The sequence below is a fragment of the Streptococcus sanguinis genome (genome assembly GCF_019929225.1).
Lineage (GTDB): Bacteria > Bacillota > Bacilli > Lactobacillales > Streptococcaceae > Streptococcus > Streptococcus sanguinis_J.
Map to the genome: position 1 here is coordinate 505,352 of NZ_JAHZPA010000001.1, position 24,094 is coordinate 529,445.

23 protein-coding genes, 1 tRNA gene and 1 CRISPR repeat array (1 of these 25 only partly in view) are annotated in these 24,094 nt (G+C 38.4%); of the genes, 22 read left to right on the plus strand and 2 right to left on the minus strand.

Going from position 1 to position 24,094, the window contains the following annotated elements; genetic code table 11:
* The first annotated feature begins 8 nt into the window (after positions 1 to 8).
* The 11 genes from K1I80_RS02565 to K1I80_RS02615 all read left to right on the plus strand — a co-directional run bounded on the left by K1I80_RS02565 (position 9) and on the right by K1I80_RS02615 (position 11,424).
* On the plus strand, positions 9 to 614 hold the full coding sequence (locus tag K1I80_RS02565) for a nitroreductase family protein (protein WP_223312994.1): 606 nt from the start codon (positions 9 to 11) through the stop codon (positions 612 to 614).
* Between the two features lie 69 nt (positions 615 to 683).
* Positions 684 to 2,090, plus strand: coding sequence for a dipeptidase PepV (pepV, locus tag K1I80_RS02570; RefSeq protein WP_223312993.1), 1,407 nt, complete (start codon positions 684 to 686; stop codon positions 2,088 to 2,090).
* A 53-nt stretch (positions 2,091 to 2,143) separates the two neighbouring features.
* Positions 2,144 to 2,728, plus strand: a complete 585-nt coding sequence (locus K1I80_RS02575) for a uracil-DNA glycosylase family protein (protein ID WP_223312992.1) — start codon at positions 2,144 to 2,146, stop codon at positions 2,726 to 2,728.
* Between the two features lie 11 nt (positions 2,729 to 2,739).
* Entirely contained in the window at positions 2,740 to 3,228 is a 489-nt protein-coding gene (locus K1I80_RS02580; RefSeq protein WP_223312991.1) for a prolyl-tRNA synthetase associated domain-containing protein, read from the plus strand.
* Between the two features lie 273 nt (positions 3,229 to 3,501).
* Complete coding sequence (locus K1I80_RS02585) at positions 3,502 to 4,464, plus strand: zinc-binding dehydrogenase (RefSeq protein WP_223312990.1); 963 nt, start codon at positions 3,502 to 3,504, stop codon at positions 4,462 to 4,464.
* On the plus strand, positions 4,457 to 4,771 hold the full coding sequence (locus K1I80_RS02590) for a rhodanese-like domain-containing protein (protein ID WP_223312989.1): 315 nt from the start codon (positions 4,457 to 4,459) through the stop codon (positions 4,769 to 4,771). The genes K1I80_RS02585 and K1I80_RS02590 overlap by 8 nt, the downstream gene beginning before the upstream one ends.
* A 98-nt stretch (positions 4,772 to 4,869) precedes the next feature.
* Positions 4,870 to 5,919: a proline-rich domain-containing protein gene (locus tag K1I80_RS02595; protein WP_223312988.1), complete on the plus strand. Its 1,050-nt coding sequence runs from the start codon at positions 4,870 to 4,872 to the stop codon at positions 5,917 to 5,919.
* A 16-nt stretch (positions 5,920 to 5,935) separates the two neighbouring features.
* Positions 5,936 to 7,666: a TcaA second domain-containing protein gene (locus K1I80_RS02600; RefSeq protein WP_223312987.1), complete on the plus strand. Its 1,731-nt coding sequence runs from the start codon at positions 5,936 to 5,938 to the stop codon at positions 7,664 to 7,666.
* A 4-nt stretch (positions 7,667 to 7,670) separates the two neighbouring features.
* On the plus strand, positions 7,671 to 8,465 hold the full coding sequence (gene ldcB / locus K1I80_RS02605) for an LD-carboxypeptidase LdcB/DacB (protein WP_398578175.1): 795 nt from the start codon (positions 7,671 to 7,673) through the stop codon (positions 8,463 to 8,465).
* 29 nt (positions 8,466 to 8,494) lie between these two features.
* A complete protein-coding gene (locus tag K1I80_RS02610; RefSeq protein WP_002895366.1) occupies positions 8,495 to 8,785 on the plus strand; it encodes a cupin domain-containing protein in 291 nt (96 codons plus the stop codon).
* 701 nt (positions 8,786 to 9,486) lie between these two features.
* A complete protein-coding gene (locus tag K1I80_RS02615) occupies positions 9,487 to 11,424 on the plus strand; it encodes a CAP domain-containing protein (RefSeq protein ID WP_223312985.1) in 1,938 nt (645 codons plus the stop codon).
* Between the two features lie 207 nt (positions 11,425 to 11,631).
* On the opposite strand, the gene K1I80_RS02620 is transcribed toward K1I80_RS02615, so the two are convergent.
* On the minus strand, positions 11,632 to 11,874 hold the full coding sequence (locus tag K1I80_RS02620) for a type B 50S ribosomal protein L31 (protein WP_002895374.1): 243 nt from the start codon (positions 11,872 to 11,874) through the stop codon (positions 11,632 to 11,634).
* 107 nt (positions 11,875 to 11,981) lie between these two features.
* A complete protein-coding gene (locus tag K1I80_RS02625) occupies positions 11,982 to 12,917 on the minus strand; it encodes a DHH family phosphoesterase (RefSeq protein ID WP_223312984.1) in 936 nt (311 codons plus the stop codon).
* 105 nt (positions 12,918 to 13,022) lie between these two features.
* Between K1I80_RS02625 and K1I80_RS02630 the strand changes: the two genes are divergently transcribed.
* From K1I80_RS02630 to csn2-St, 11 genes are all read left to right on the plus strand, one after another.
* Positions 13,023 to 13,463 carry a flavodoxin gene (locus K1I80_RS02630; protein ID WP_223312983.1) on the plus strand — a complete coding sequence of 147 codons (441 nt, stop codon included), beginning with the start codon at positions 13,023 to 13,025 and terminating at the stop codon, positions 13,461 to 13,463.
* Positions 13,464 to 13,587: 124 nt separating this feature from the next.
* Positions 13,588 to 14,970: a Fe-S cluster assembly protein SufB gene (sufB, locus tag K1I80_RS02635; protein WP_002895377.1), complete on the plus strand. Its 1,383-nt coding sequence runs from the start codon at positions 13,588 to 13,590 to the stop codon at positions 14,968 to 14,970.
* An 88-nt stretch (positions 14,971 to 15,058) separates the two neighbouring features.
* The gene (locus K1I80_RS02640; protein ID WP_223312982.1) at positions 15,059 to 15,322 is read left to right on the plus strand and encodes a chorismate mutase; all 264 of its coding nucleotides are present in this window, start codon (positions 15,059 to 15,061) and stop codon (positions 15,320 to 15,322) included.
* Entirely contained in the window at positions 15,322 to 15,696 is a 375-nt protein-coding gene (crcB, locus tag K1I80_RS02645) for a fluoride efflux transporter CrcB (RefSeq protein ID WP_223312981.1), read from the plus strand. The genes K1I80_RS02640 and crcB (K1I80_RS02645) overlap by 1 nt, the downstream gene beginning before the upstream one ends.
* Positions 15,693 to 16,019, plus strand: coding sequence for a fluoride efflux transporter CrcB (crcB, locus tag K1I80_RS02650; protein WP_223312980.1), 327 nt, complete (start codon positions 15,693 to 15,695; stop codon positions 16,017 to 16,019). The genes crcB (K1I80_RS02645) and crcB (K1I80_RS02650) overlap by 4 nt, the downstream gene beginning before the upstream one ends.
* A 119-nt stretch (positions 16,020 to 16,138) precedes the next feature.
* Entirely contained in the window at positions 16,139 to 16,486 is a 348-nt protein-coding gene (gene rplS / locus K1I80_RS02655; RefSeq protein WP_002900259.1) for a 50S ribosomal protein L19, read from the plus strand.
* A gap of 40 nt (positions 16,487 to 16,526) precedes the next feature.
* A tRNA-Arg gene (locus tag K1I80_RS02660) sits at positions 16,527 to 16,598 on the plus strand.
* Positions 16,599 to 16,958: 360 nt separating this feature from the next.
* A complete protein-coding gene (gene cas9 / locus K1I80_RS02665) occupies positions 16,959 to 20,330 on the plus strand; it encodes a type II CRISPR RNA-guided endonuclease Cas9 (RefSeq protein WP_223312979.1) in 3,372 nt (1,123 codons plus the stop codon).
* Between the two features lie 172 nt (positions 20,331 to 20,502).
* Positions 20,503 to 21,414: a type II CRISPR-associated endonuclease Cas1 gene (cas1, locus tag K1I80_RS02670; protein ID WP_223312978.1), complete on the plus strand. Its 912-nt coding sequence runs from the start codon at positions 20,503 to 20,505 to the stop codon at positions 21,412 to 21,414.
* Position 21,415: 1 nt separating this feature from the next.
* Entirely contained in the window at positions 21,416 to 21,739 is a 324-nt protein-coding gene (cas2, locus tag K1I80_RS02675; protein ID WP_223312977.1) for a CRISPR-associated endonuclease Cas2, read from the plus strand.
* Positions 21,736 to 22,785: a CRISPR-associated protein Csn2-St gene (gene csn2-St, locus K1I80_RS02680; protein ID WP_223312976.1), complete on the plus strand. Its 1,050-nt coding sequence runs from the start codon at positions 21,736 to 21,738 to the stop codon at positions 22,783 to 22,785. The genes cas2 and csn2-St overlap by 4 nt, the downstream gene beginning before the upstream one ends.
* Before the next feature lie 64 nt (positions 22,786 to 22,849).
* Positions 22,850 to 24,094: direct repeats of the CRISPR family, unit length 36 nt; unit sequence GTTTTTGTACTCTCAAGATTTAAGTAACTGTACAAC (it continues 44 nt past the right edge of the window).

Here is a 24,094-nt window from a genome sequence, read left to right on the forward strand (position 1 = left end):
TGCGACTTATGAAATTTCTAGAACTCAATAAAAAGCGTCATGCAACCAAGCATTTTAATGACAAACCCGTGGATCCAAAGGATGTTCGTACAGCGATTGAGATTGCGACTTTGGCACCTAGTGCTCACAATAGCCAGCCATGGAAGTTTGTTGTGGTGCGGGAGCATAATCAAGCTCTAGCAGAGACAGCTTTCGGTGGAAATGTGGACCAGATTAAGGAAGCACCAGTGACCATTGCTCTCTTTACGGATACAGATTTGCCCAAGCGGGCTCGCAAGATTGCGCGTGTGGCTGGAGTTAAGAATTTCTCTGATGAGCAGCTTCAATTTTACATGCAGAATCTGCCTGCTGAGTTTGCTCGCTATAGTGAACAGCAAAAGAGTGATTATTTAGCTCTCAATGCTGGTCTGGTGGCTAAGAATCTTGTTCTGGCTCTGACTGACCAAGGTATCGGATCTAACATTATCTTAGGTTTCGATAAATCTAAGGTTAATGAGGTTTTGGAAATTGATGAGCGTTTTCGTCCAGAACTCTTAATTACGGTTGGTTATACTAATGAAAAACTAGACCCTAGTTATCGTTTGCCGGTTGATGAAATCATTGAGAAACGTTGATATAGTTATGTTTTTGATTTAATTCGTATGTACATTGATTTAAATCGAATTGGAAATTGGGGTGAAATAATGACAATTGATTTTAAAGCGGAAGTTGAAAAACGAAGAGAAGCTCTCTTAGCTGACCTGTTCAGTCTTTTGGAAATCAACTCAGAACGCAATGATTCCAAGGCAGACAAGGAACATCCTTTTGGACTTGGTCCTGTTCAAGCTCTGCATAAGTTTTTAGAAATTGCTGAACGCGATGGTTATGAAACCAAGAATGTGGACAATTATGCTGGTCACTTTACTTTTGGTGAGGGTGAGGAAGAACTTGGGATTTTTGCCCACATGGATGTAGTCCCTGCCGGGAGTGGCTGGAATACAGATCCTTACAAACCTGAAATTATTGATGGCAAACTTTATGCGCGTGGTTCATCTGATGATAAAGGTCCAACCATGGCCTGTTACTATGGTTTAAAAATCATCAAAGACCTGGGCTTACCAGTATCTAAGCGCGTTCGCTTTGTGGTGGGGACAGACGAGGAATCCGGTTGGCAAGACATGGACTATTATTTCAAGCATGTTGGCCTACCTGAGCCAGACTTTGGCTTCTCACCAGATGCGGAATTCCCAATCATTAACGGTGAAAAAGGGAATATCACAGAATATCTCCACTTTGGTAACAGTAATGATGGCAGCTTTAAACTCAAAAGCTTCATTGGCGGACTTCGTGAGAATATGGTGCCAGAATCAGCGACAGCTATTTTTACAGCAGCAGTTGATGCAGCGGAATTGGATAAGAAATTACAAGACTTTGCTTCTGCCCACAAGGTTTCAGCTAGTCTAAAAGAAAATGGAGACGCTCTTGAAGTGACAGTTATTGGGAAATCAGCTCATGGTTCTACACCAGAGGATGGTATCAACGGAGCAACTTATTTAGCTCTCTTCCTCAACCAATTTGACTTTGCTGGTGACGCCAAGGCTTATCTGGAAGTTGCGGCTCAAGTTATGCATGAGGACTTTACAGGTGAGAAGTTAGGAATTGCTTATACAGATGCTAAAATGGGTGCTCTCAGCATGAATGCTGGTGTTTTCCATTTTGACAGTGCCAAGGCTGACAATACCATTGCTCTGAACATCCGTTACCCTCAAGGTACTGATCCGAAAACAATTCAGGCCGGTCTTGAAAAAGTTACTGGTGTTGTGTCTGTGAGCTTGTCTGAACATGGACATACTCCGCACTATGTCCCAGCAGATGATGAGTTGGTAGCAACTCTTTTGAGTGTTTACGAAAAACAAACGGGTCTCAAAGGACACGAGCAAGTTATTGGTGGCGGAACTTTTGGCCGTCTTTTGAAGCGCGGTGTGGCTTTTGGCGCCATGTTCCCAGGCTATGTCAACACTATGCACCAAGCCAATGAATTTACAGATGTAGAAGACCTTTTCCGTGCTGCGGCCATTTACGCAGAAGCTATCTACGAATTGATCAAATAAAAAAGAAGAACTCGTTTGGTCTTGCCAAATGAGTTTCTTTGCAAGGAGCTGCTATGCATACATTAGATGATATTACTAAGGCCATCATGGCCGACCCAGAAAATAAGGAATTTACGGAGCAAGGAATCAAACCGCTTTTTGCGGCACCAAAGAATGCTCGAATTAACATTGTTGGTCAAGCGCCGGGGCTGAAAACTCAAGAGGCAGGGCTTTACTGGAAAGATAAGAGTGGTGACCGTCTGCGGGAGTGGTTAGGAGTTGACGAAGATACCTTTTATAATTCTGGCTACTTTGCAGTTTTGCCCATGGATTTTTATTTTCCAGGACATGGGAAATCTGGTGATTTACCGCCTCGTAAGGACTTTGCGAACAAATGGCATCAGCCGATTTTAGAGCTTTTGCCAGATATCGAGCTGACCATTTTGATTGGTCAGTATGCACAGAAATACTATCTGCATCAAAAAGGAAATATCAAGCTGACCGAGACAGTTCAGCATTATCAAGACTATCTACCTGATTTTTTTCCATTGGTACACCCATCGCCTCGCAACCAAATCTGGATGGCTAAAAACCCTTGGTTTGAGGCAGAAGTGGTGCCAGACTTACAAGCATTGGTACAAAAGATTATTCATCAATAAAGGAAAAAACTATGGATGCTTATCAACAAGTAGCTAACAAGTTGCAAGAGTTGGGGATCACCTTTGATGTGGTGGAGCACCCACCTGCATTTACGACAGAGCAGGCAGATGGCTATATTGAAGGCATGGAAGGTGTTCGAACCAAGTCCATGTTCTTGACCAATAAGAAGAAAACTCAGTATTACCTTCTGATTATGGATGATAAGAAGAGTTTGGATATGGATTTGTTTAAAGAGCTGGTTTCAGCTAACCGTATTCGTATGGCTTCAGCGGATTCTCTCTTTGAAAAAATGCAGTTGCCACCAGGAACGGTATCGCCTTTTGGTCTGCTTAACAATGAGGAAAGAGATATTCAAGTTTATTTTGATAAAGAGATTATTGACGAAGAACGCATGACTTTCCATCCTAATACCAATGAAAAGACTATCTTTATCTCTACAGAGGATTTGTTCAAGTTTCTGAAAGATTTAGGCTACTCTTACCAAGTGCTGGAGCTTTAACTAACTGTTTTGCTGAGATAGAGTAGTACTATCCAGCTGCTCTTTCGGGTGATTAAACCTAGCGAATTGCTATCACTCGTTTGCTAGCGTCTTTGTACCTCTATCTTGATTTTGGATGAAGGGCATATCCTGCAACGTGCTTCCCTCAGGAGATTCTCAAACAGTCAGCCAATGATTTTGTCAAAGTTCAGTTTGATTTTCAGAAGTATCTGACTGACTTTTTGATAAGTCTAAGCTTAGAATGCTAAACTTGGTAGAAAGCGAGGTGATTCTATGGAAACGATGAAAGCTATAGTCATTTACGAAGCAGGTGGTCCAGAAAAACTTCTGCTGGAAGAAAGACCGATTCCACAACTTCAAGAAGGCTGGACCTTGGTCAAGGTCAGAGGGTTTGGGATTAACCGATCGGAGATTTTTACTCGTGAGGGTTTATCGCCTAGTGTCGCCTTTCCTCGGATTTTAGGTATTGAGTGTGTTGGCCAAGTGGCCAAGACGACTCGAGCAGATTTAGAGGTCGATCAGAAAGTGGTTTCCATCATGGGAAAAATGGGGAGAGCTTTTGACGGCTCTTATGCCGAGTATGTCCTCCTGCCGAACGACCAAATTTATACAGTCGAGACCAACCTGACCTGGACAGAGCTGGCTGCAGTGCCAGAGACCTATTATACTGCCCTAGGTTCTATGAAAAATCTGCGCATTGAGCATAATGACAAGATTTTGGTTCGGGCTGCCACTAGCGGTGTCGGTTTGGCCTTTGCTCGTCTGGTCAAGGCACAGTTTCCAGACACACATATCGTGGGTTCGGTCAATAGCGGTTCCAAACAGTTTCTACTCAAGCACCAAGCCTACGACGATATCATTATAGACCAGGATGGCCGACTGGAAACAGAGGAGAAGTTTGATAAAATCCTGGAGTTGGTCGGTCCAGCAACTGTCAAGGATTCTTTTGACCATATCGCAGAGGGTGGGATTATCTGTGTGACCGGCCTCTTAGGTGGGCAATGGGAACTGGCAGGCTTCAACCCAATTGAAGAAATTAAAAACAACAGTTTTCTGACAAGTTTCCACTCAGCTCATGTGAGCCAAGATTTGATGGATGAATTATTTGACTACATTGACCGCTATCAGGTCAATGTTACACCAAGGCGTGTCTTTTCCCTAGAGCAAGTGCCCAAAGCTCATGCATTTATCGAAGGGACGGCAGGTTTTGGAAAAATCGTGATTATGAATGAATAGGAGAAAAATGATGCAAAAAATTAGTGCGAAAGATTTATATGACAAATTACAGGCAGAAGAACTACAGTTGATTGACGTTCGCGAGGTGGACGAATTTACAGCTGGACATGTCTCTGGAGCTCTGAATCTGCCTCTCAGCAGCTTGGCGGAGAATTATGGGCAATTAGATAAACAAATCCCCTACCATATCATCTGTCAAAAAGGCGGACGCTCAGCGCGTGCCTGCGAATTTTTGGAAGCTAAGGGTTACCAAGTAATCAATGTCGAAGGAGGAGTGGAAGCTTTTCCTGCTAAATTGACGATATGACAAGCGATTAAGAAGAGCAAATGCCGGAATAGATTGAATTTCCGGCCCTTTTTTTGTATACTATAGTAGTATAATAATTTATAGATAGGAGATATTTTATGTCAAAACAAGATTGGCTTGAATATTTTGAGGCCGTTAATGGACGCTCGGCTACAGAGGAAGAAATTGCCCAAGCATTGGCTGCCGGGGAATTTGTTGAAGCTGAACAGGTAAGTGCGGAGCAAGCCTCTAGTGAAGCTAGTCCGGCTTCATCAAGCTTTGAACAGCCGCAAAACTTCCAACAGCCTTTTGCTCAGCAGGCTTCTCAACAATATCAAGAAGTTCCTCAGCAACAAGCAAATCCAATTCAATTTGCTAATCAGGGACAAGCTTATCAGCAACAAGGATTTCAGCAAGCGAACCCCTTTGCTGGACAGCCTCAGTCTTCTGGTCCGCAAGCTTATCAGAACAACCCGCAGCAAGGACAGTTCAATTCACAAATACCTCAACAAGGACCGCAGGCTTATTACAGTCAGCAACCTCCTCAACCCAGCGAGTTTTCTAAAACAATGAAGGGTTTCTGGGCTTGGCTTGTTTCAGCTTGGAAATCACCGACATCTGAAGTTGAGAGCAGTAAGGTGAATGGCTACCTATCTCTAGGTTTGACAGTGTTCTTTTTTGCTATTGTCGCAAATTCCAACGTTTACAGTATCATCAATATGTTTAGGGTATACAGTCTTAGTTTGTATGATGTTGTTCCGTCTCTTAATTTCAAAGTCTTTTTTGTTTCCCTGATAGCAGCGGCTCTCTTCCTTTTCTCTATTATTTTAGGTGGTTTTGTTGTGAAGCGTTTGGTCTATCAGGATGGGAGTTTTACCTTTAATAAGGCTTTTGATTGGTACGGCCGACTGTATGCTATAGTTCTTCCGTTTATTGCTATTTCAGCTCTATTTGCTCTACTAGGAGTCATTCAATTGTCCCTTTTATTCACATGGATTGGAATTTTGTTAATTGGAGTTGGAGCGACCTTTGCTTTGATTTATTCCAAGACAAACAACTCTATGGATCCTTTTTATAAATATCTATTGGCCATTATTATCAATGGTGTGATTACAATTATCTTCTCTTTTATCGCTTTTTCTCTACTAGCTAGTATCATAATGATGTAATAATTGGAGGAGATTTATGGCAACAAAAGAAAAATGGGTTGATCTCTTTGAAAAAGTAATTGGTCGAAAACCAACTGCAAGTGAGTTCCAAGCCGGCAAACAATCTAACTTTGATCCAAAAAAGATTAAGGAGATTGCAGGTGAAGCGGGGGAAGCAACCACAGATACTTCATCAGTAGAAAATACTACTGATGAAGCTTCTGATAATCAAGATATTATTCAGGAGATACCTTCTGAAGATTCTGTCACAGAAGAATCGGTTCAACCCTCTTCTCAAGATGAGAAGCAAGGCGCGTTTGAATCTAGTCAATATGAAGAACTTCGTAAGAATTGGCTGCAAGCTTTTGAAAATAATATTGGTCGAAAACCTACCAAAGAAGAATTTACAGAAGCTAAGAGTCAAGGATTCTCTAACTTGCCTATTCGGTCTGAACTACTCGACTCACAATTACCACAGAAACCGGTAAAAAAGGCTAAAAAGAGAATATCAAAGAAGCAAGCAATCATGATTGGGGCTCCAACCGTTTTAGTTGCCGCTTTGATTGGAGCATTCTTCTATCTAAACTCTATAACTGGAGTAAAAGTGGTCACAGACCATTTTGCAAAAGCCGTCTCTAGTAAAGACTTCGATGAGGTTGCAAGTCTTCTTTCTACTCAAACCGATAAGTGGACACGTGCTGAAGCAAGAGCTTTAGTTGAGCACCTAGAGAGCCAGGAGATTAATCTCGAAACTGAGCTCGATAACATTGTTGAGTCAAATGGCAAATCTGCTTATATTGATGACAACAATAATAAGATTTTAGGTGTTACTGAAAAGAGTAAGAAATTTGGTATTTTCCAGGAATATCAGATGGTTTCCTATCCAGTCAAAGTTAAAGTCAATACAAATTTGGATAATGCTACCATTAAACCTGGTGAGAAGAAAACTATTACTCTTAAGAAAAATACAGACACTGAATTGGGTGAATATCACTTTATCAAACAAGACTTTACACTCAAAGGTAAGACAGATGTTGGAGATGTAGAGAGTAAGGTTCAGCTTGATTTAGCTACGGCTAAAGATAATGAAATCAAACTGGAACTCAAGTCTGAAAAGAAACAGCTAAAAATTACGATGCCTTCTGAAACTTCAAAAGCAACAGATATTAAAATCGTTGTTAATGGTAAAGAAAGTGGTAGCAGTTTGACCTCTGAGTTGCAGCTTGTTCCTTATCAAGAACTTGAAATTTATGCCAAGTTTACTATCTCTGATACTACCTTTACTACCAATAAAGAGACAGTGGTTGTGGAAGATGATACCACGAATGTGAAATTATCGCTTCCTAAGGAAGTAATTTCTAAAATTAGAGAAAAGAACGAAGAAGCGAAAAAGGTTGAGGCTCAAAAGGCAAAAGTCTCTACTTTCCTTAATGACTACCGCAGTGCTGTTTTCAGCTCTGTTTCTAACAGAAGCAACAACTATTCTCAATACTACGATACATCTAGTGCAGTATATCGAGAAATGGTTGAGTGGACCACTGGTGGTGGTGTTAAGAAAGCAAAAATTAACTATTATGAGCCAGGAGCTTTGGATATCCGCGAAATCAAGGAAGAAAATGGTTCCTATATCGTGACAACATATGAGGACTATACAGTCCACTATGTCGATAACACTCCAAATAGTGTAAATCGTAAAAATAAGACTTATTACTTGAAACCTAGTGGGGATTCTTTTGTAATCTATAATCTTGAAGTTTCAGAAGGTTGATATTATGACAATGAAATACAGTAAACTAATTCTTCTTGCAGCATCTGTTCTTGTTCTAGGCGCGTGTTCGTCTGGTAAAGACACTACTGGAGATAGCTCTGATAAACAAGCGGCTAGCTCAACTAGTACAGTTAAGAAACAAGATGCGGAAAAAGATAAAAACTCTAACCAAGATACGACAACATCTTCAGAAAGCACTGATACTAAAAAGGAGCAAAATCACGAGGCCAAAACTCTTGATCAAAATGTTTCTTATAACGGCAGCTACTACAGTATCAAAGGGAAATATGATGAAATTCTCGTTGTCAACAAACACTATCCTTTGTCAGCTTCCTATAACCCAGGTGAGAATGCGACTGCTAAAGCAGAATTGCTCAAACTGATTGCAGACATGCAGGCACAAGGCTATGCCATTAGCGACCAATACAGTGGTTTCCGTAGCTATGACACTCAGACTGAGCTCTATCAAAACTATGTCAATCAAGATGGCAAAGCCGCTGCAGACCGCTATTCGGCTCGACCAGGCTACAGCGAGCACCAGACTGGTTTGGCCTTTGACTTGATTGACAAGAATGGCAATCTCGTACAAGAAGCTGGAGCCAGTCAGTGGCTTCTAGATAACGCCTATAAATACGGTTTTATCGTTCGCTATCTAGAGGGTAAGGAAGGTTCAACTGGCTATATGCCTGAAAGTTGGCATCTGCGCTATATTGGTCAAGAAGCCAAGGAAATTGCTCAATCAGGCAAATCTTTAGAAGAATATTTCGGCATTACTGGTGGAGGCTATGAAGATCAGTAGTCACATCATCCATTAGAAGGAGGAAGAAAATGAAATTTTTTGTTACCAATCCCAATAATGATTTTGCAGAAACACCTGTGCAAGAAGAAGGCAGAATCATCCATCATCTGCATCTTGCTAAAGGAAAAGAAGTACCAGAGCACAGTGCTGATGCACTAGTAACAGTTGTTTGTTTGTCGGGAGATGTGAGCTTTTCTGCTGGAGAACAAACTGTGCGGCTAGTGGCAGGCTCCTTTTTGACGATGGAGCCCAATGAGCCACACAGCTTGGTCGGGGAGGAAGATAGCCACCTCTTGGTTATCAAACAACTAAAATATTAATAAATTCAAAATACTAGAAGCTGGAATAAATGCTTCTAGTATTTTTTACTACTTTTTAACGCTTATTCATTTCTGTAAATAAAAACCCATAAGCAAGAAATGCATAAACAGATTCTTTGATTCTTAAAACAAACTTAAGATAAGCTTAAAAAAGGCTTAAGATAAGCTTAAAATAAACTTAAACAAAAAATCGAAATGAGAGGGTGAGAAGTTTTTATAAATAAACAACAAAAATAATTTACATAGTGTAAACCAAATTATAAACTTTTTTCTATTATTTTGGTTCGTTAAAAAGAATATTTTATAGATTTTTAAAGCTAAAAAACAGAAAAATAAACAAAAAGACGAACTATAAAAAATTACCCATAAAAATAATTTACACCTTGTTAACTAAAATGCTTGCATTCAAAAATTTCTTGTGCTATAATTCGTCTTGAGGGTGAGATATGCATAAAAAAGTATTTTCAAGCATATTGATTTCTTTATTTCTAAATCAAATGTTATAAAAACATTTATGTGCAACCTTTAATCAGGTGGATTCACTAACTAGTGATTCGTTTTTTTGCGTTTGATAATGATGGAGCAGTCAACTGTCAGCTGGCAGTATTTCGTGAAATTCTTTTTTATGAAGTTGTGCACAAAAAATAAATTCCCCCCACAAAAAATAAAGTGATGTTGGTCACTTTGGAGGTTTAATTAATATGAACAATCGTTTCAGACTCTTATCAAGATCTGTTGTAGCGGCTGCGGCTATTATTCCAGCAATTGCTCTTGCGAATAATGCTCAGGCTCAAGATTATGGCTATAACTACTATCAACCAGGCTATAATTACTGGAATGGTGGTTACAACAATTATAACTATGGTTATAACAACTATAATTACCGTAACAGCCGCAACTACCGTTACAATAACTACAACTATGGTTACAACAATTATAACTATGGTTACAATAACTACAATTACAACTATGGTTACAATAACTACAATTATGGCTATAATAACTATAACTATGGTTATAATAACTATTATCCAGGCTATAACAACTGGAATTATAACTATAGCAACAACTACGGATATAATGGTTGGAATAACTACAACAATCTGGCAAATGATGAGAACTATATTTACTGGAATGGTAACCATTACTACCGTATGACAGATGGTTCTTACCGTATCTATCGTGATGGTGAGTGGAAACCACTGACAAATACTAACAATAACAGCACATCCAATAACAACCTGGAAAACGATCCACATTATCGTTATGAAAATGGTTATCATTACTATGTGCTGGATAATGGCGACTATTACTACTATCAAAATGGCAAGTGGGTGTTTGTTAAGGATTCTACTGATAACTCTACTAATCCAACAACTCCAAGTCAGCCGGAAGAACCAAAACCAGAAGTTCCAACTCCGACTCCAGCGGAACCAGAACAACCAACGCCAGCTCCTACTGATAAACCAGATGAGCCTACTACACCAGCAGAACCAAAACCAGAGGTACCAAGTGTTGATTTGCCAGAAAATCCTCCAATTAACGGTGCAGAAGGCGACCTCAATCCATTTGCTCCGAAACCAGAGCAACCAGCAGAACCAAAACCAGAAACTCCAACAAGACCTGCTGTACCAGAGACTCCTGGTTTGGTAACAACTGATAAACCAAGTGAAGATCAAATTCCGCCATATGTTGAAAAACCAGCAGAAGGTCTTGAACACTTGACTTGGGCACCAAATGGACGAGCTCCAAAAATTATCTACCCAAGTGGAAAACCAGGTGACAAGGCTCTTGAGTCAGATCCTAACTATTACTTTGATGGTTCTACCCATTATTACCGTATACCATCTGACTCAGAAGCGAATGGCTATTCTCCATATTGGAAATGGTTTGGTGACAAATGGAAACTTCAAGGTATGACTGATCCAAACGATCCAGCTCTTGATCCAAAACTTCACGAAAACACTGCTGATGATGAATACATGTACAGTGATAAAGACTCTAGCGTGAAATTGTACTCAACTAACCTAGTGACAACGGCTAAAGCTGGTCAGCCGCTGCCATTCAAGAACGTTGAAGAGTTCAAGAACTACGTTATCGAAAAGATGAATCCTAAGTTCCTTGATAATGCAGGATGGGATGCCAAAGTTGAATGGGAAATCGAAGATCCAGAAATCTTTGAAAAAACCAAAGAAAACCCATATGCTAAGGATTATGTCTTGATTGCAAACCTTAAGAGTGGCGTTGAGGACAAGAAATACAGTGATGTAGAATTTGGTTATGTTAAGTTTGTTTACCGTGTTGAAGCAACAAACGATACAAACTATGACTATGTTTCAAAAGCTAAAGAAGCTTTCGCTAAAATCAATGAAGAGCGTAAAGCTCAAGGCTTGAAAGAGTTGACATGGTCAGAAGATATTTATCAAAATCAAGCACTTCCAAAAGTAAATGAAATCTCACGTCAATACGATAGCTCAGGCTTTGTTGGACGTCGCGATGAAGATCCATCTGTTGTCGTTAAGAAATGGGCTAACAGCGGTCTGAGAGAATTGCTTCTTGATCCTAACGTAACTGAAGGGGCAGTAGCGACAGTTGTAGACGGAAATGGTGTTTACTACTGGGCCTACAGCTATAAATAATAAGGAATTGTATTCTTAAACATCTGTGCTCTTAATCTTTGGTTGCATATAAACCACACTCCAAAAGTTAGATTTTAATTGTCTGACTTTTGGAGTTTTTTGTTGAATTAACTAGGAAGCAAAAGTGGCGGTTGTGGACAGATTTTAAAGTTTAAAAAGGCGAAAAGAAATTTTGAGTACAAAAAAAGCACCGATTGGTGCTTATGATTATTTGAGACCGTATTTTTTGTTGAAACGATCCACACGTCCATCTGCTTGAGTGAACTTTTGACGTCCAGTGTAGAATGGGTGTGAGTCTGATGAAATTTCTACACGGATCAATGGGTAAGTTTCCCCTTCAAATTCAACTGTTTCGTTTGAACGCTTAGTTGAACCACTAAGGAACTGGTAGCCAGTAGAAGTGTCCATGAAGACAACTGGGCGGTATTCTGGATGAATATCTTTTCTCATTTTACAAAAATTTCCTTTCTGCCATGGTCTCTTTGCGAGCCATAGATTAGTTACTTTGATAGTTTATCAAATTCTGATTGATTTGACAAGACTTTTAGACTAATTTCTTACTTTTTTGCCAATTCTTTCATCTCGGTGTAGATTTGCTCTATTTCTTCTTTTGAAAATGCATTGGCTCCACTGGCTAAGGGGTGTCCACCGCCGTGATGATTTTTAGCAATACCGTTGATAGGAATAACCTTGCTGCGCATGCGGACACGGTAGTGACCATCTGGCTGCTCAACAAAGATAGCCCACAGACCGACTTCTTCGATTCGTCCAGGTGCTCCGACAATGGCTGCTGTATCAGCATCGGTCAGTTGATAGGCTTGTAAAACTTCCTGAGGCAGAATGACCCGCGCAGTTCCATTTTCATCTATTTCCAACTGCTCATATACATAGCCCTGCAGTTTAGCGACTTGGCGGCTGATAGAGTCCATTTTGCGAGACAAGGCTGATAGGTCGAAATCGTATTGACGCAGCTTGGCAGCTACTTCGAATGTGCGGGCGCTAGTAGAAGGATAAAGGAAGCGGCCGGTGTCGCCAATGATACCAGCATAGAGGAGTTCTGCAGCTTCCTTGCTCAAGTCTAAGTTATTTTCAAAGGCAAAGAGAGCAATCATCTCACTGGCACTGCTAGAGCTTGTATCAACTAGAGACATATCTCCGTAAACCTCATCATCAGGATGATGATCGATTTTGATGAGGAAGTCGCCTGTCGTGTAGCGTTGGTCATCAATGCGGGCTGTATTAGCAGTGTCACAGACGATGACTAGGGCCTCTTGGTATTCTTCGTCTGCAACTTGGTCCATTTGTGCCAACCACATGAGATTGGGCTCATCGTAGCCTGTTACTTTTATTGTCTTTTCTGGGAAGTGGTACTGAAGCAGCTTTTGCAGTCCGACCTGACTACCAAGAGCATCAGGATCTGGCCGCATATGGCGGTGGATAATAATAGTATCGTATTCTTTGATCTTACTTAAAATATCATGATAAAGAGTCATAAATAACCTCGTCAACTTTCTTTACCCATTGTAGCATAAGAGTTTTTATTTTTAAAATAAAAAAGATATGATATAATGAGAGCAGATTAGAATTTGGAGGAAGATATGACCTTAGCGAAAATTGTATTTGCCAGCATGACTGGAAACACCGAGGAAATTGCTGATATTGTGGCGGATAAGCTAAGAGACCTGGATGTAGAAGTTGAAGTGGACGAGTGCACCACTGTCGATGCAGAAGATTTCTTGGAAGCAGATATTGCGATTGTAGCAACCTACACCTATGGTGACGGTGAGTTGCCTGATGAGATGATGGACTTCTACGAAGACTTGTCTAGTTTGGATTTGTCTGGCAAGGTCTATGGGGTGGTCGGTTCGGGCGATACTTTCTATGACGAATTCTGCAAGGCTGTCGATGACTTTGATGCTGCCTTTGCTGCTACAGGAGCGACGAATGGTGCAGAAAGCGTTAAAGTGGATCTATCTGCGGAAGATGATGATATTGCACGTTTAGAAGCTTTTGCGGAAGGCTTGGTTAATAAAGTTTAAAGTGATAAATAGAGAAAACGGCTGCGGCCGTTTTTGTTTTGCGAAAATGTTATTTTCTGACAATTCTCATGATTAGGAGTATAATGTAAGTAAGCGCTATCCGTCAGATAAAGGAGGAGTTCCTATGAAAGAACGCGACTATGCCTTTGGCTTTCATGATGATGTCAAGCCGCTCTTTTCGACTGGTAAAGGCCTGACAGAAGAAGTTGTTCGAGAAATCTCAGAAATCAAGAATGAGCCCCAGTGGATGCTGGACTATCGTCTGCGCTCCTTGGAACTCTTTCATAAACTGCCCATGCCCGACTTTGGCCCTGATTTGTCAGGGATTCGCTTTGATGATGTTATCTACTACCAGAAGCTAAGCGGAGATCGGGCTCGCAGTTGGGATGAAGTCCCAGAAGAGATTAAGAAAACCTTTGACCGCTTGGGAATTCCAGAAGCTGAGAAGCAGTTCCTATCTGGAGCTGTGGCTCAGTATGAATCTGAAGTGGTTTACCACAATATGAAGGAAGAGTTTGCCAAGCTGGGGATTATCTTCACCGATACTGATACGGCTGTTCAGGAATATCCGGACTTGGTCAAGCAGTATTTTGGTACTGTGATTTCAAACGCTGAGCATAAATTTTCTGCGCTTAATAGCGCAGTTTGGTCTGGCGGAACCTTTATCTATGTGCCCAAGAACGTCCAGTGCCAAGTTCCTGTTCAGACCTATTTTCGAATCAATGGTGAAAATGCCGGCCAGTTTGAGCGCTCCTTGATGATTATCGAGGAGGGCGGTTCTATACAGTACATCGAGGGCTGTACAGCACCGACCTATACAAGCAATAGTCTTCATGCTGCAAATGTCGAAATCATTGTCAAAAAGGATGCCTTTTTCCGCTATACAACCATTCAAAACTGGTCGGACAATGTCTATAACCTCGTAACCGAGCGGGGGATTGTTGAGGAGGGTGGCACCTTAGAGTGGATTGATGGGAACTTAGGCAGTAAGGTTAATATGAAATATCCTTGTAGCATTCTTAATGGCCGCAATGCACGGACTTCTGTTTTATCTATGTCTTTTGCCAACTATGGTCAGCACTTAGATGCGGGTTGTAAGGTCTTTCATAATGCTCCTAAGACATCCAGTACCTTAATTTCTAAATCAGTGGCCAAGGATGGTGGAAAGACAGACTATCGTGGTCAGGTCCGCTTTGGTAAGAATAGTGCTGGTTCCAAATCTCATATCGAGTGCGATACCATTCTCATGGATGGTGAATCCAGTTCTGACACCATTCCTTTTAATGAAATCCATAATTCAAATGTCGCGCTAGAGCATGAAGCCAAGGTTTCCAAAGTATCTGAGGACCAGCTCTACTACCTAATGAGCCGAGGAATAAGCGAAGAAGAAGCCACAGCTATGATTATCAACGGATTTATGGAACCCATTACCAAAGAACTACCAATGGAATACGCCGTCGAACTCAACCAACTCATCAACATGAGTATGGAAGGCTCAGTTGGTTAAAAAGGTCCATTGGACCTTTTTATTTAGAATTAAACTAGAAAATTTTACTATTTTTTGATATGATAGATAGAATATAAGGAGGAATGAGATGACGTTAGAAGAAATCAGACAGGAAATTGATCAAGTTGATGATGCAATCGTTACCTTACTGGAGCAACGCATGAATCTGGTCGACCAAGTCGTGGCTTTAAAAAAATTAACGGGTACGGCTGTATTGGATAGTAAGAGAGAAGATGCGATTTTCGCCAGAGTTGCGGATAAGGTAGAAAACAAGAGCTACAAAGAAACTATTGTTGCGACCTTTTCTGACATTTTAAAACGTTCGCGTGAATTTCAGAATAAAAATATCTAATGAAAGAAGTACAGAATTCGATAGCTGTGGCTTTATCTGCGATGGTAGGCGGATGGCTGCGTTATCAGATAGCTCTTTTATTAGTTGTTGCTGACTCATTTCCGCTAGGTACCTTACTGGTCAATTATTTGGGAACTTTTTTGCTAATCTATATTATCAAGGGCTATCTTAGCAGTAAAGTTAAGTCCCAGCGTCTAATTCTAGCGCTTTCGACCGGTTTTTGCGGAGGTTTGACGACTTTTTCTGGTCTTCTGCTAGACAGTATCAAACTAGCAGATTCAGGGCGTTATACGGAGCTTCTTATCTATCTAGTTTTAAGTGTAGGTGGTGGCCTTGCAATCGCCTTATGGGCTGGAAAGCAGGTGAAGGCATGATATGGGCGATGTTAATCTGCTGCGGCGCTGGTGCTCTTGTGCGTTATGTTTTCTCCAAGGTCAATAGCAGAACATCTCTGCCGCTTGGGACTTTGTTGGCAAACCTGCTAGGTGCTTTTTTCATTGGATATTTTTATAATCATATAGAAGACAAGCAGCTTTATGTCATTTTAGCAACAGGCTTCTGTGGTGGACTGACGACCTTTTCCACCTTGAATGATGAGTTGGCAGAGCTCTTTTCGGAGCGAAAGAAATTTGTTCTCTATTTGGCTTTGACCTATATCCTCGGATTTTTAGCGATTCTTTTAGGAATTTTCATTTAAACATCTTTACATTTTTAGAAATTTTGATATAATATAGTTTGTGCCTAATGGAAGCACAAAAAACGGCTAATCCGCTGCGGTCTTGAACCTTAAGATTAGTAAGATAGGAGTAGAAAAAAATGAATCCATTAATCCAAAGTTTGACTGAAGGTCAACTTCGTACTGACATCCCTGCATTCCGTCCTGGTGACACTGTCCGCGTTCACGCGAAAGTTGTCGAAGGAAGTCGCGAACGTATCCAGATCTTTGAAGGTGTGGTTATCGCTCGTAAAGGTGCTGGTATCTCAGAAACTTACACCGTTCGTAAGATCTCTAACGGTATCGGTGTTGAACGTACTTTCCCAATCCACACTCCACGTGTTGACAAGATTGAAGTCGTTCGTTACGGTAAAGTCCGTCGTGCTAAATTGTATTACCTTCGTGCATTGCAAGGTAAGGCAGCGCGTATCAAAGAAATTCGCCGTTAATCTTAGAAAGACTCTGTCGTTGGGCAGAGTTTTTCTCTAAGTCCCCTTAGTTCAATGGATATAACAACTCCCTCCTAAGGAGTAGTTGCTGGTTCGATTCCGGCAGGGGACATAAAATCCTAACAATAACCCTTGATTTACAGGGGTTTTTGTTATAGTCGGCCCTAATCTGCCCCAAAAGTTTCAAAAGTCTTTCTTATCTGATTATGATTTTTTCTTTTTGTTGTTCTAAATGGTGGGTGTAGACTTCTGAAAACTCAAAACAGATGGTTTGTCGCCATTCCCAAGTTACGAGAGTAATATCATTCTTCATAGCTGCAGATATGGAGATATTGAAGAATGAAAAATGAGCGCTACAGCAAAAGCTGTAGCGTTTTTTTAGTAAAAAGTGACAAAAATACTCATTATCTATTGAATTTTTGAGTTTTTAAGTTTACAATGATATTAATATAATGTGTAATGAGGTGGAGTTATGAATGGAAAAATTTTAGGGCTAGATATCGGTGTAGCTTCTGTGGGTGTGGGAATTATAGACAAAGAATCTGGTGAAATTATTCATGCCAGTTCACGAATTTTCCCAGCGGCTACTGCTGACAGCAATGTTGAGAGACGAGGATTTCGCCAAGGTCGGAGATTAGGACGCAGAAAGAAACATCGAAAAGTTCGTCTAGCTGATTTATTTAGGGATGCTGAGCTTGTAACAGATTTTTCAAAAGTATCTATCAATTTAAATCCTTATGAATTACGAGTTAAGGGACTAATTGAGAAATTAACTAATGAAGAATTATTCATTGCGTTGAAAAATATTGTCAAAAGGAGAGGGATTAGTTATCTTGACGACGCTAATGAAGACGGTGAGTCTTCTTCCTCAGAATATGGCAAGGCTGTTGAAGAAAATAGAAAGCTGCTCGCAGATAAAACACCAGGACAGATTCAGCTGGAACGTTTTGAGAAATACGGACAGGTTCGAGGTGATTTTACCATTGAAGAAAATGGAGAAAAACACCGTCTGCTTAACGTGTTTTCGACCTCGGCTTATAAAAAAGAAGCAGAGCGAATCTTGACAAAGCAGCAAGACTATAATCAAGATATCACTGATGAATTTATTCAGGCTTATTTAACGATTTTAACTGGAAAACGTAAGTATTACCATGGACCAGGGAATGAAAAGTCTCGTACGGATTATGGACGCTTCAGAACAGATGGAACAACTTTGGATAATATTTTTGGTATTTTGATTGGGAAATGTACCTTTTATCCAGAGGAATACAGAGCTGCTAAAGCTTCTTACACGGCACAGGAATTTAATTTACTCAATGATTTGAACAATCTGACTGTTCCAACAGAAACTAAGAAGCTCAGTGAGGAGCAGAAGAGACAGATTATTGAGTATGCAAAAGGGGCTAAAACTTTAGGTGCCGCTACTTTATTGAAGTATATAGCAAAATTGATTGACGCGTCAGTGGACGATATTAAGGGATATCGAATTGATAAAAGTGAAAAACCAGAAATGCATACTTTTGATATTTATCGAAAAATGCAAACATTGGAAACGGTTGACGTTAAGCAACTATCTAGAGAAGTTTTAGATGAGCTGGCTCATATTCTTACACTCAATACAGAACGTGAAGGAATCGAAGAAGCGATTAAAGCGTCATTTATTAAAGGAGAATTTAAACAAGATCAGATTGGTGAATTAGTCTCATTTAGAAAGTCTAATAGCTCCTTATTTGGAAAAGGTTGGCATAATTTTTCAATCAAATTGATGATAGAGTTGATTCCAGAGCTTTATGAAACATCTGAAGAGCAGATGACAATCCTTACACGATTGGGTAAACAAAAGACAAAGGCAAAATCTAAACGAACTAAGTATATTGATGAGAAGGAATTGACCGAAGAAATTTACAATCCAGTAGTTGCTAAGTCAGTCAGACAAGCAATTAAAATCATAAATCTTGCTACAAAGAAATATGGTATCTTTGATAATATCGTGATTGAAATGGCTCGTGAAAACAATGAAGAAGAAGCTAAGAAAGATTACGTAAAACGCCAAAAAGCTAATGAAGATGAAAAAAACGCTGCAATGGAAAAAGCTGCTCATCAATATAATGGAAAAAAGGAACTACCAGATAGTATTTTTCACGGGCATAAAGAATTGGCTACGAAAATTCGTCTTTGGCATCAGCAGGGAGAAAAATGTCTTTATACTGGGAAGAATATACCGATAGCAGATTTGATTGAAAATCAGTATAAATATGAGATTGATCATATTTTGCCTCTTTCTCTTTCATTTGATGATAGTTTAGCAAATAAGGTACTAGTTTTAGCAACAGCCAATCAAGAGAAAGGACAGCGTACACCATTTCAAGCACTGGATGGTATGGATGATTCTTGGTCATATAGAGAATTTAAATCTTATGTCAAAGCCTCTAAAGTACTCAGTAATAAAAAGAAAGATTACTTGCTGAATGAGGAAGACATTAACAAAATTGAAGTCAAACAAAAATTTATTGAGCGCAATCTAGTTGATACTCGCTATTCTTCTCGAGTAGTTCTAAATGCTCTTCAGGATTTTTATAAATTAAATGATTTTGATACCAAGATTTCAGTGGTGCGCGGACAATTTACTTCTCAACTTAGAAGAAAGTGGCGGATTGACAAATCGCGTGAAACTTATCACCATCATGCAGTCGATGCACTAATTATCGCGGCCTCCAGTCAATTAAGACTTTGGAAAAAGCGGAATAATCCTCTGTTTTCTTACAAGGATAACCAATTTGTGGATTCTGAAACAGGAGAGATTATTACATTCACTGAAGATGAGTACAAAGAATTAGTATTTAGAGCCCCTTATGATCATTTTGTTGATACGCTAAGCAGTAAAAAATTCGAAGATAGTATTTTATTTTCCTATCAAGTGGATTCAAAATATAATCGTAAGATTTCTGATGCAACGATTTATGCAACTAGAAAAGCGAAATTAGGTAAAGATAAGTCGGAAGAAACTTATGTATTGGGTAAGATTAAGGATATATATTCTCAAACAGGTTATGATGCTTTCATAAAGCTTTATAAAAAGGATAAAAGTAAATTTCTGATGTACCATAAGGATTCACTAACTTTTGAAAAGGTCATTGAGGAGATTTTAAAAACGTATCCTGATAGGGAACAAAATGAAAATGGAAAAGAAGTTGCTTGTAATCCCTTCGAGAAATATAGACAGGAAAATGGTCCTATTCGAAAATATAGTAAAAAAGGAAAAGGTCCAGAAATTAAGAGTCTGAAATACTATGATAACAAATTAGGGAATCATATAGATATTACACCAGATAATAGTGAGAATCAGGTTATATTACAATCTTTATCTCCATGGCGTACAGATGTCTATTTTAATCCAGAGACTGAAAAATATGAATTATTAGGATTGAAATATGCTGATTTACAGTTTGAAAAGGGAAGTGGGAACTATTCTATAACTCTAGATAAATATTACGAAATCAAAGAAAAAGAAGGAGTAAGCGAACAATCAGAATTCAAATTTACCTTATATAAAAATGATTTGCTTTTAATTAAGGATACAAAGACTAAGGAACAACAAATGTTTAGGTTTTTATCTAGAACTATGCCAAACCAAAAACACTATGTTGAATTGAAACCCTATGATAAAGCTAAATTTGAGGGGAATCAGCCCCTAATGGCTTTATTTGGGAATGTTGCCAAAGGAGGACAATGCTTGAAAGGTTTAAATAAAGCGGATATCTCCATTTACAAAGTTCAAACAGATGTTTTAGGGAATAAACGTTTCATCAAAAAAGAGGGTGATGCTCCAAAACTCGAATTTTAAAATAATCTTTAAAAAGAGTTGCAATTAGCTCTGCAATATATTATAATAATAATCGTAAGGGACGCCTTACACAGTTACTTAAATCTTGCAGAAGCTACAAAGATAAGGCTTCATGCCGAAATCAACACCCTGTCTCTTGGCGGGGTGTTTTCGTATTTTAAAGGGGAAATTGATGACTTGGAGAATTGTACATGTATGTCAAAGTGAAAAAATGAGATTAAAACTAGATAATCTCTTAATTAAAAAGATGGGAGAAGAATATACCATTCCTTTGAGCGATATTTCTATCATAGTAGCAGAGGGTGGAGACACAGTTGTTACACTTCGTTTACTGAGTGCTCTAAGTAAATACAATATTGCTTTGGTAGTTTGTGACAATGAGCATCTGCCAACTGGTATCTATCATTCTCAAAATGGGCATTTCAGAGCTTATAAGAGACTACAAGAACAATTGCTTTGGACGCAGGAGCAAAAAGACAAGCTCTGGCAAATTATCACTTATTTCAAGATTAATAATCAGCAGGATGTGTTAGCCATGTTTGAGAAAGATTTAGCTTGTATTCAATTGTTGGCTGACTATAAAGATCATATTGAACTAGGTGATAAAACTAATCGAGAAGGACATGCAGCTAAAGTTTATTTTAATGAATTATTTGGTAAAAAATTTGTTCGCGTAACCCAGCAGGAAGCTGATGTTATTAATGCAGGTTTAAATTATGGTTATGCGATTATGAGAGCTCAAATGGCAAGGATTGTGGCTGGTTATGGATTAAATCCCTTGATTGGAATCTTTCACAAAAATGAATACAATCAATTTAATCTAGTAGATGATCTGATGGAACCTTTCAGGCAGATTATTGATGTATGGGTTTATCAACATTTAAGAGAAGAAGACTATTTAAAATATGAATTCCGATTAGCTTTAACGGATTTATTAAATGCAAAGATTCGTTATGGTAAGGAAAATTGCACTGTAACTGGAGCTATGGATAAATATGTAAAAGGATTTATCAAATGTATTGCGGACAAAGATACAACAAAATTTTATTGTCCGATTGTCTCGAGTTTGGAATGGAGTAAATAAAATGAGGTATGAAGCGATGAGATTGATTTGTTTTTTTGATCTTCCTATGGAAACTAATCAGGAAAAGCGAAGCTACCGTAATTTCCGTAAAGAATTGATTGCAAATGGTTTTGAAATGCTACAGTTTTCCGTATATTATCGAACTTGTCCTAATCGTAGTTTTGCTAGTAAATTTTACAAAAAACTAAAACAAAGTAATCTACCTAGTGGTAATGTTCGTCTACTAGCTGTAACAGAAAAACAGTTTTCTGAAATGGTTCTAATCATTGGTGGCAAAACTAAACAAGAAGAAGTAGTTAGTGATAAAAAAATGGTGGTTATATGAAATGGAAATTCACGCATCCTTATCGAGAAGATTTATCAATAAACTTTGGAAAGTTTACTCAAATAATAGGAGAAAATAAACAGTTGAAATATTATATTTGGCAAATACTAATCTGGTATTTTAATGGAAAAAAATATAGTATAGAAGACCTAAGCCTTTTTGAGCAAAATGAGCCAGTAATTATTTCTGACGAAAGTGTTTTGAAAAGAACAGATTATAAGATTATTTCAATTTCAGATATACAAGATTTAATCGAACAAATGGCTTATAAGAAAGGTACAGTTTCCTTTGATTATTTAAAAAGTAAGCTAAATGATTTTGAAATAATGGGACTAATTGATGCGATTAATGACAAATTGGACCTCATTTCAAGTAGTGTGAATCAAAGACTTAATCTTCACATTGGAGAAGTTCAATATCACACTGAAAGCCAGTATTTTAACCCTGAGCAACTAATTATTAAAAATTTTCTACCTTATTTCGGTCTAGGTAATAAAAACATCTCCTTTGAATTTTTAGAGAATGAAACAAAATTTTTCTTCTTTTTAGACATGATATCAGAAGTTGCGTGTCAAAGCAGTAGTAAGATAATTCTTATCACTCATAACATGGATAGTTATTTAAACTATAGTGAGTTTATAAATTGTTGTAAAAAGATGAATGAGATGACTATGGATTTACAAAATTTTCACGTTATTAACTTTCTATCAAGCGAGGGATATATTTATATAAATAAAGAAAATATAATGAATGTTAATATTGTTGCGGATTTAGTAGAACACTTTTACGAATTTTCATTTATGTATGAAAGATTTTTTGGTCAATATCCTGCTAATGAGGTACCGGATGAAAAGGTTTTTTTAGAGTCGTTACAAAAAGTTTCATCATATCTTTTTAGTAAGGATATTGCTCATATTAGTTTATCTATTCCAGATATAGTTACTTTGAAAATTATAAATCATTTGTACCAATACGATAAAAAGCCAAGAATTTGTTCTACGATGTCTAATCCGCTATTAATTAAGTTTTTGAATACCTATAATTGACAGGAATCGCAATAGGCATTATAATCAATATATGAGTATAAAAATCACAATTTTTCCATTTGAGGTTTTTGTACTCTCAAGATTTAAGTAACTGTACAACATAATATCCACCAGTCATCAACATACCATAGTTTTTGTACTCTCAAGATTTAAGTAACTGTACAACTTTGGAAGAGTAGGTTCGCCATTTTCGTCAGTTTTTGTACTCTCAAGATTTAAGTAACTGTACAACTAGCCATATAAGCATAGATTACTTCCGAGGGTTTTTGTACTCTCAAGATTTAAGTAACTGTACAACATATTATAGATATATCAAGTCGAGAGCTTGGTTTTTGTACTCTCAAGATTTAAGTAACTGTACAACCTGGAGGTCTGCAAGACATGACTGACCACGGTTTTTGTACTCTCAAGATTTAAGTAACTGTACAACATTTTACAGTAAAACTGTCATAGATTGACAGTTTTTGTACTCTCAAGATTTAAGTAACTGTACAACCATATGCGCAAAATTAAATCATTTGACCCAGTTTTTGTACTCTCAAGATTTAAGTAACTGTACAACATGTTGTCAGGCAATGAGATGACAGCTTCTGTTTTTGTACTCTCAAGATTTAAGTAACTGTACAACAGAAAGGCCTCTTATAAGACTAAGAAAACGGTTTTTGTACTCTCAAGATTTAAGTAACTGTACAACAAATAATCATAATAGCTTGGTGCATTTGTAGTTTTTGTACTCTCAAGATTTAAGTAACTGTACAACTTCATTATATAATAAAGTATCAAATTTGTAGTTTTTGTACTCTCAAGATTTAAGTAACTGTACAACCGCAAACCAAAGCAGAATTGCGATACTGTTGTTTTTGTACTCTCAAGATTTAAGTAACTGTACAACTGGCTACTGCGATGTTTAAAGGTGGCAACAGTTTTTGTACTCTCAAGATTTAAGTAACTGTACAACAACCCCACTTGAAGCGGTTTTGGAAGTCTCGTTTTTGTACTCTCAAGATTTAAGTAACTGTACAACCTGCTCCCTTTCTAGTCTGCATCAAGAAACGTTTTTGTACTCTCAAGATTTAAGTAACTGTACAACCCAGTCATGTGAAATCTTGCTTAGGTTACGGTTTTTGTACTCTCAAGATTTAAGTAACTGTACAACCGAGGGTACAAGCTTACCGCCTTCCTCTTTGTTTTTGTACTCTCAAGATTTAAGTAACTGTACAACTGGTAATGCGTGGGTGTTTGCGACAAATTGGTTTTTGTACTCTCAAGATTTAAGTAACTGTACAACAAAATTTTGTCTAACATCGTT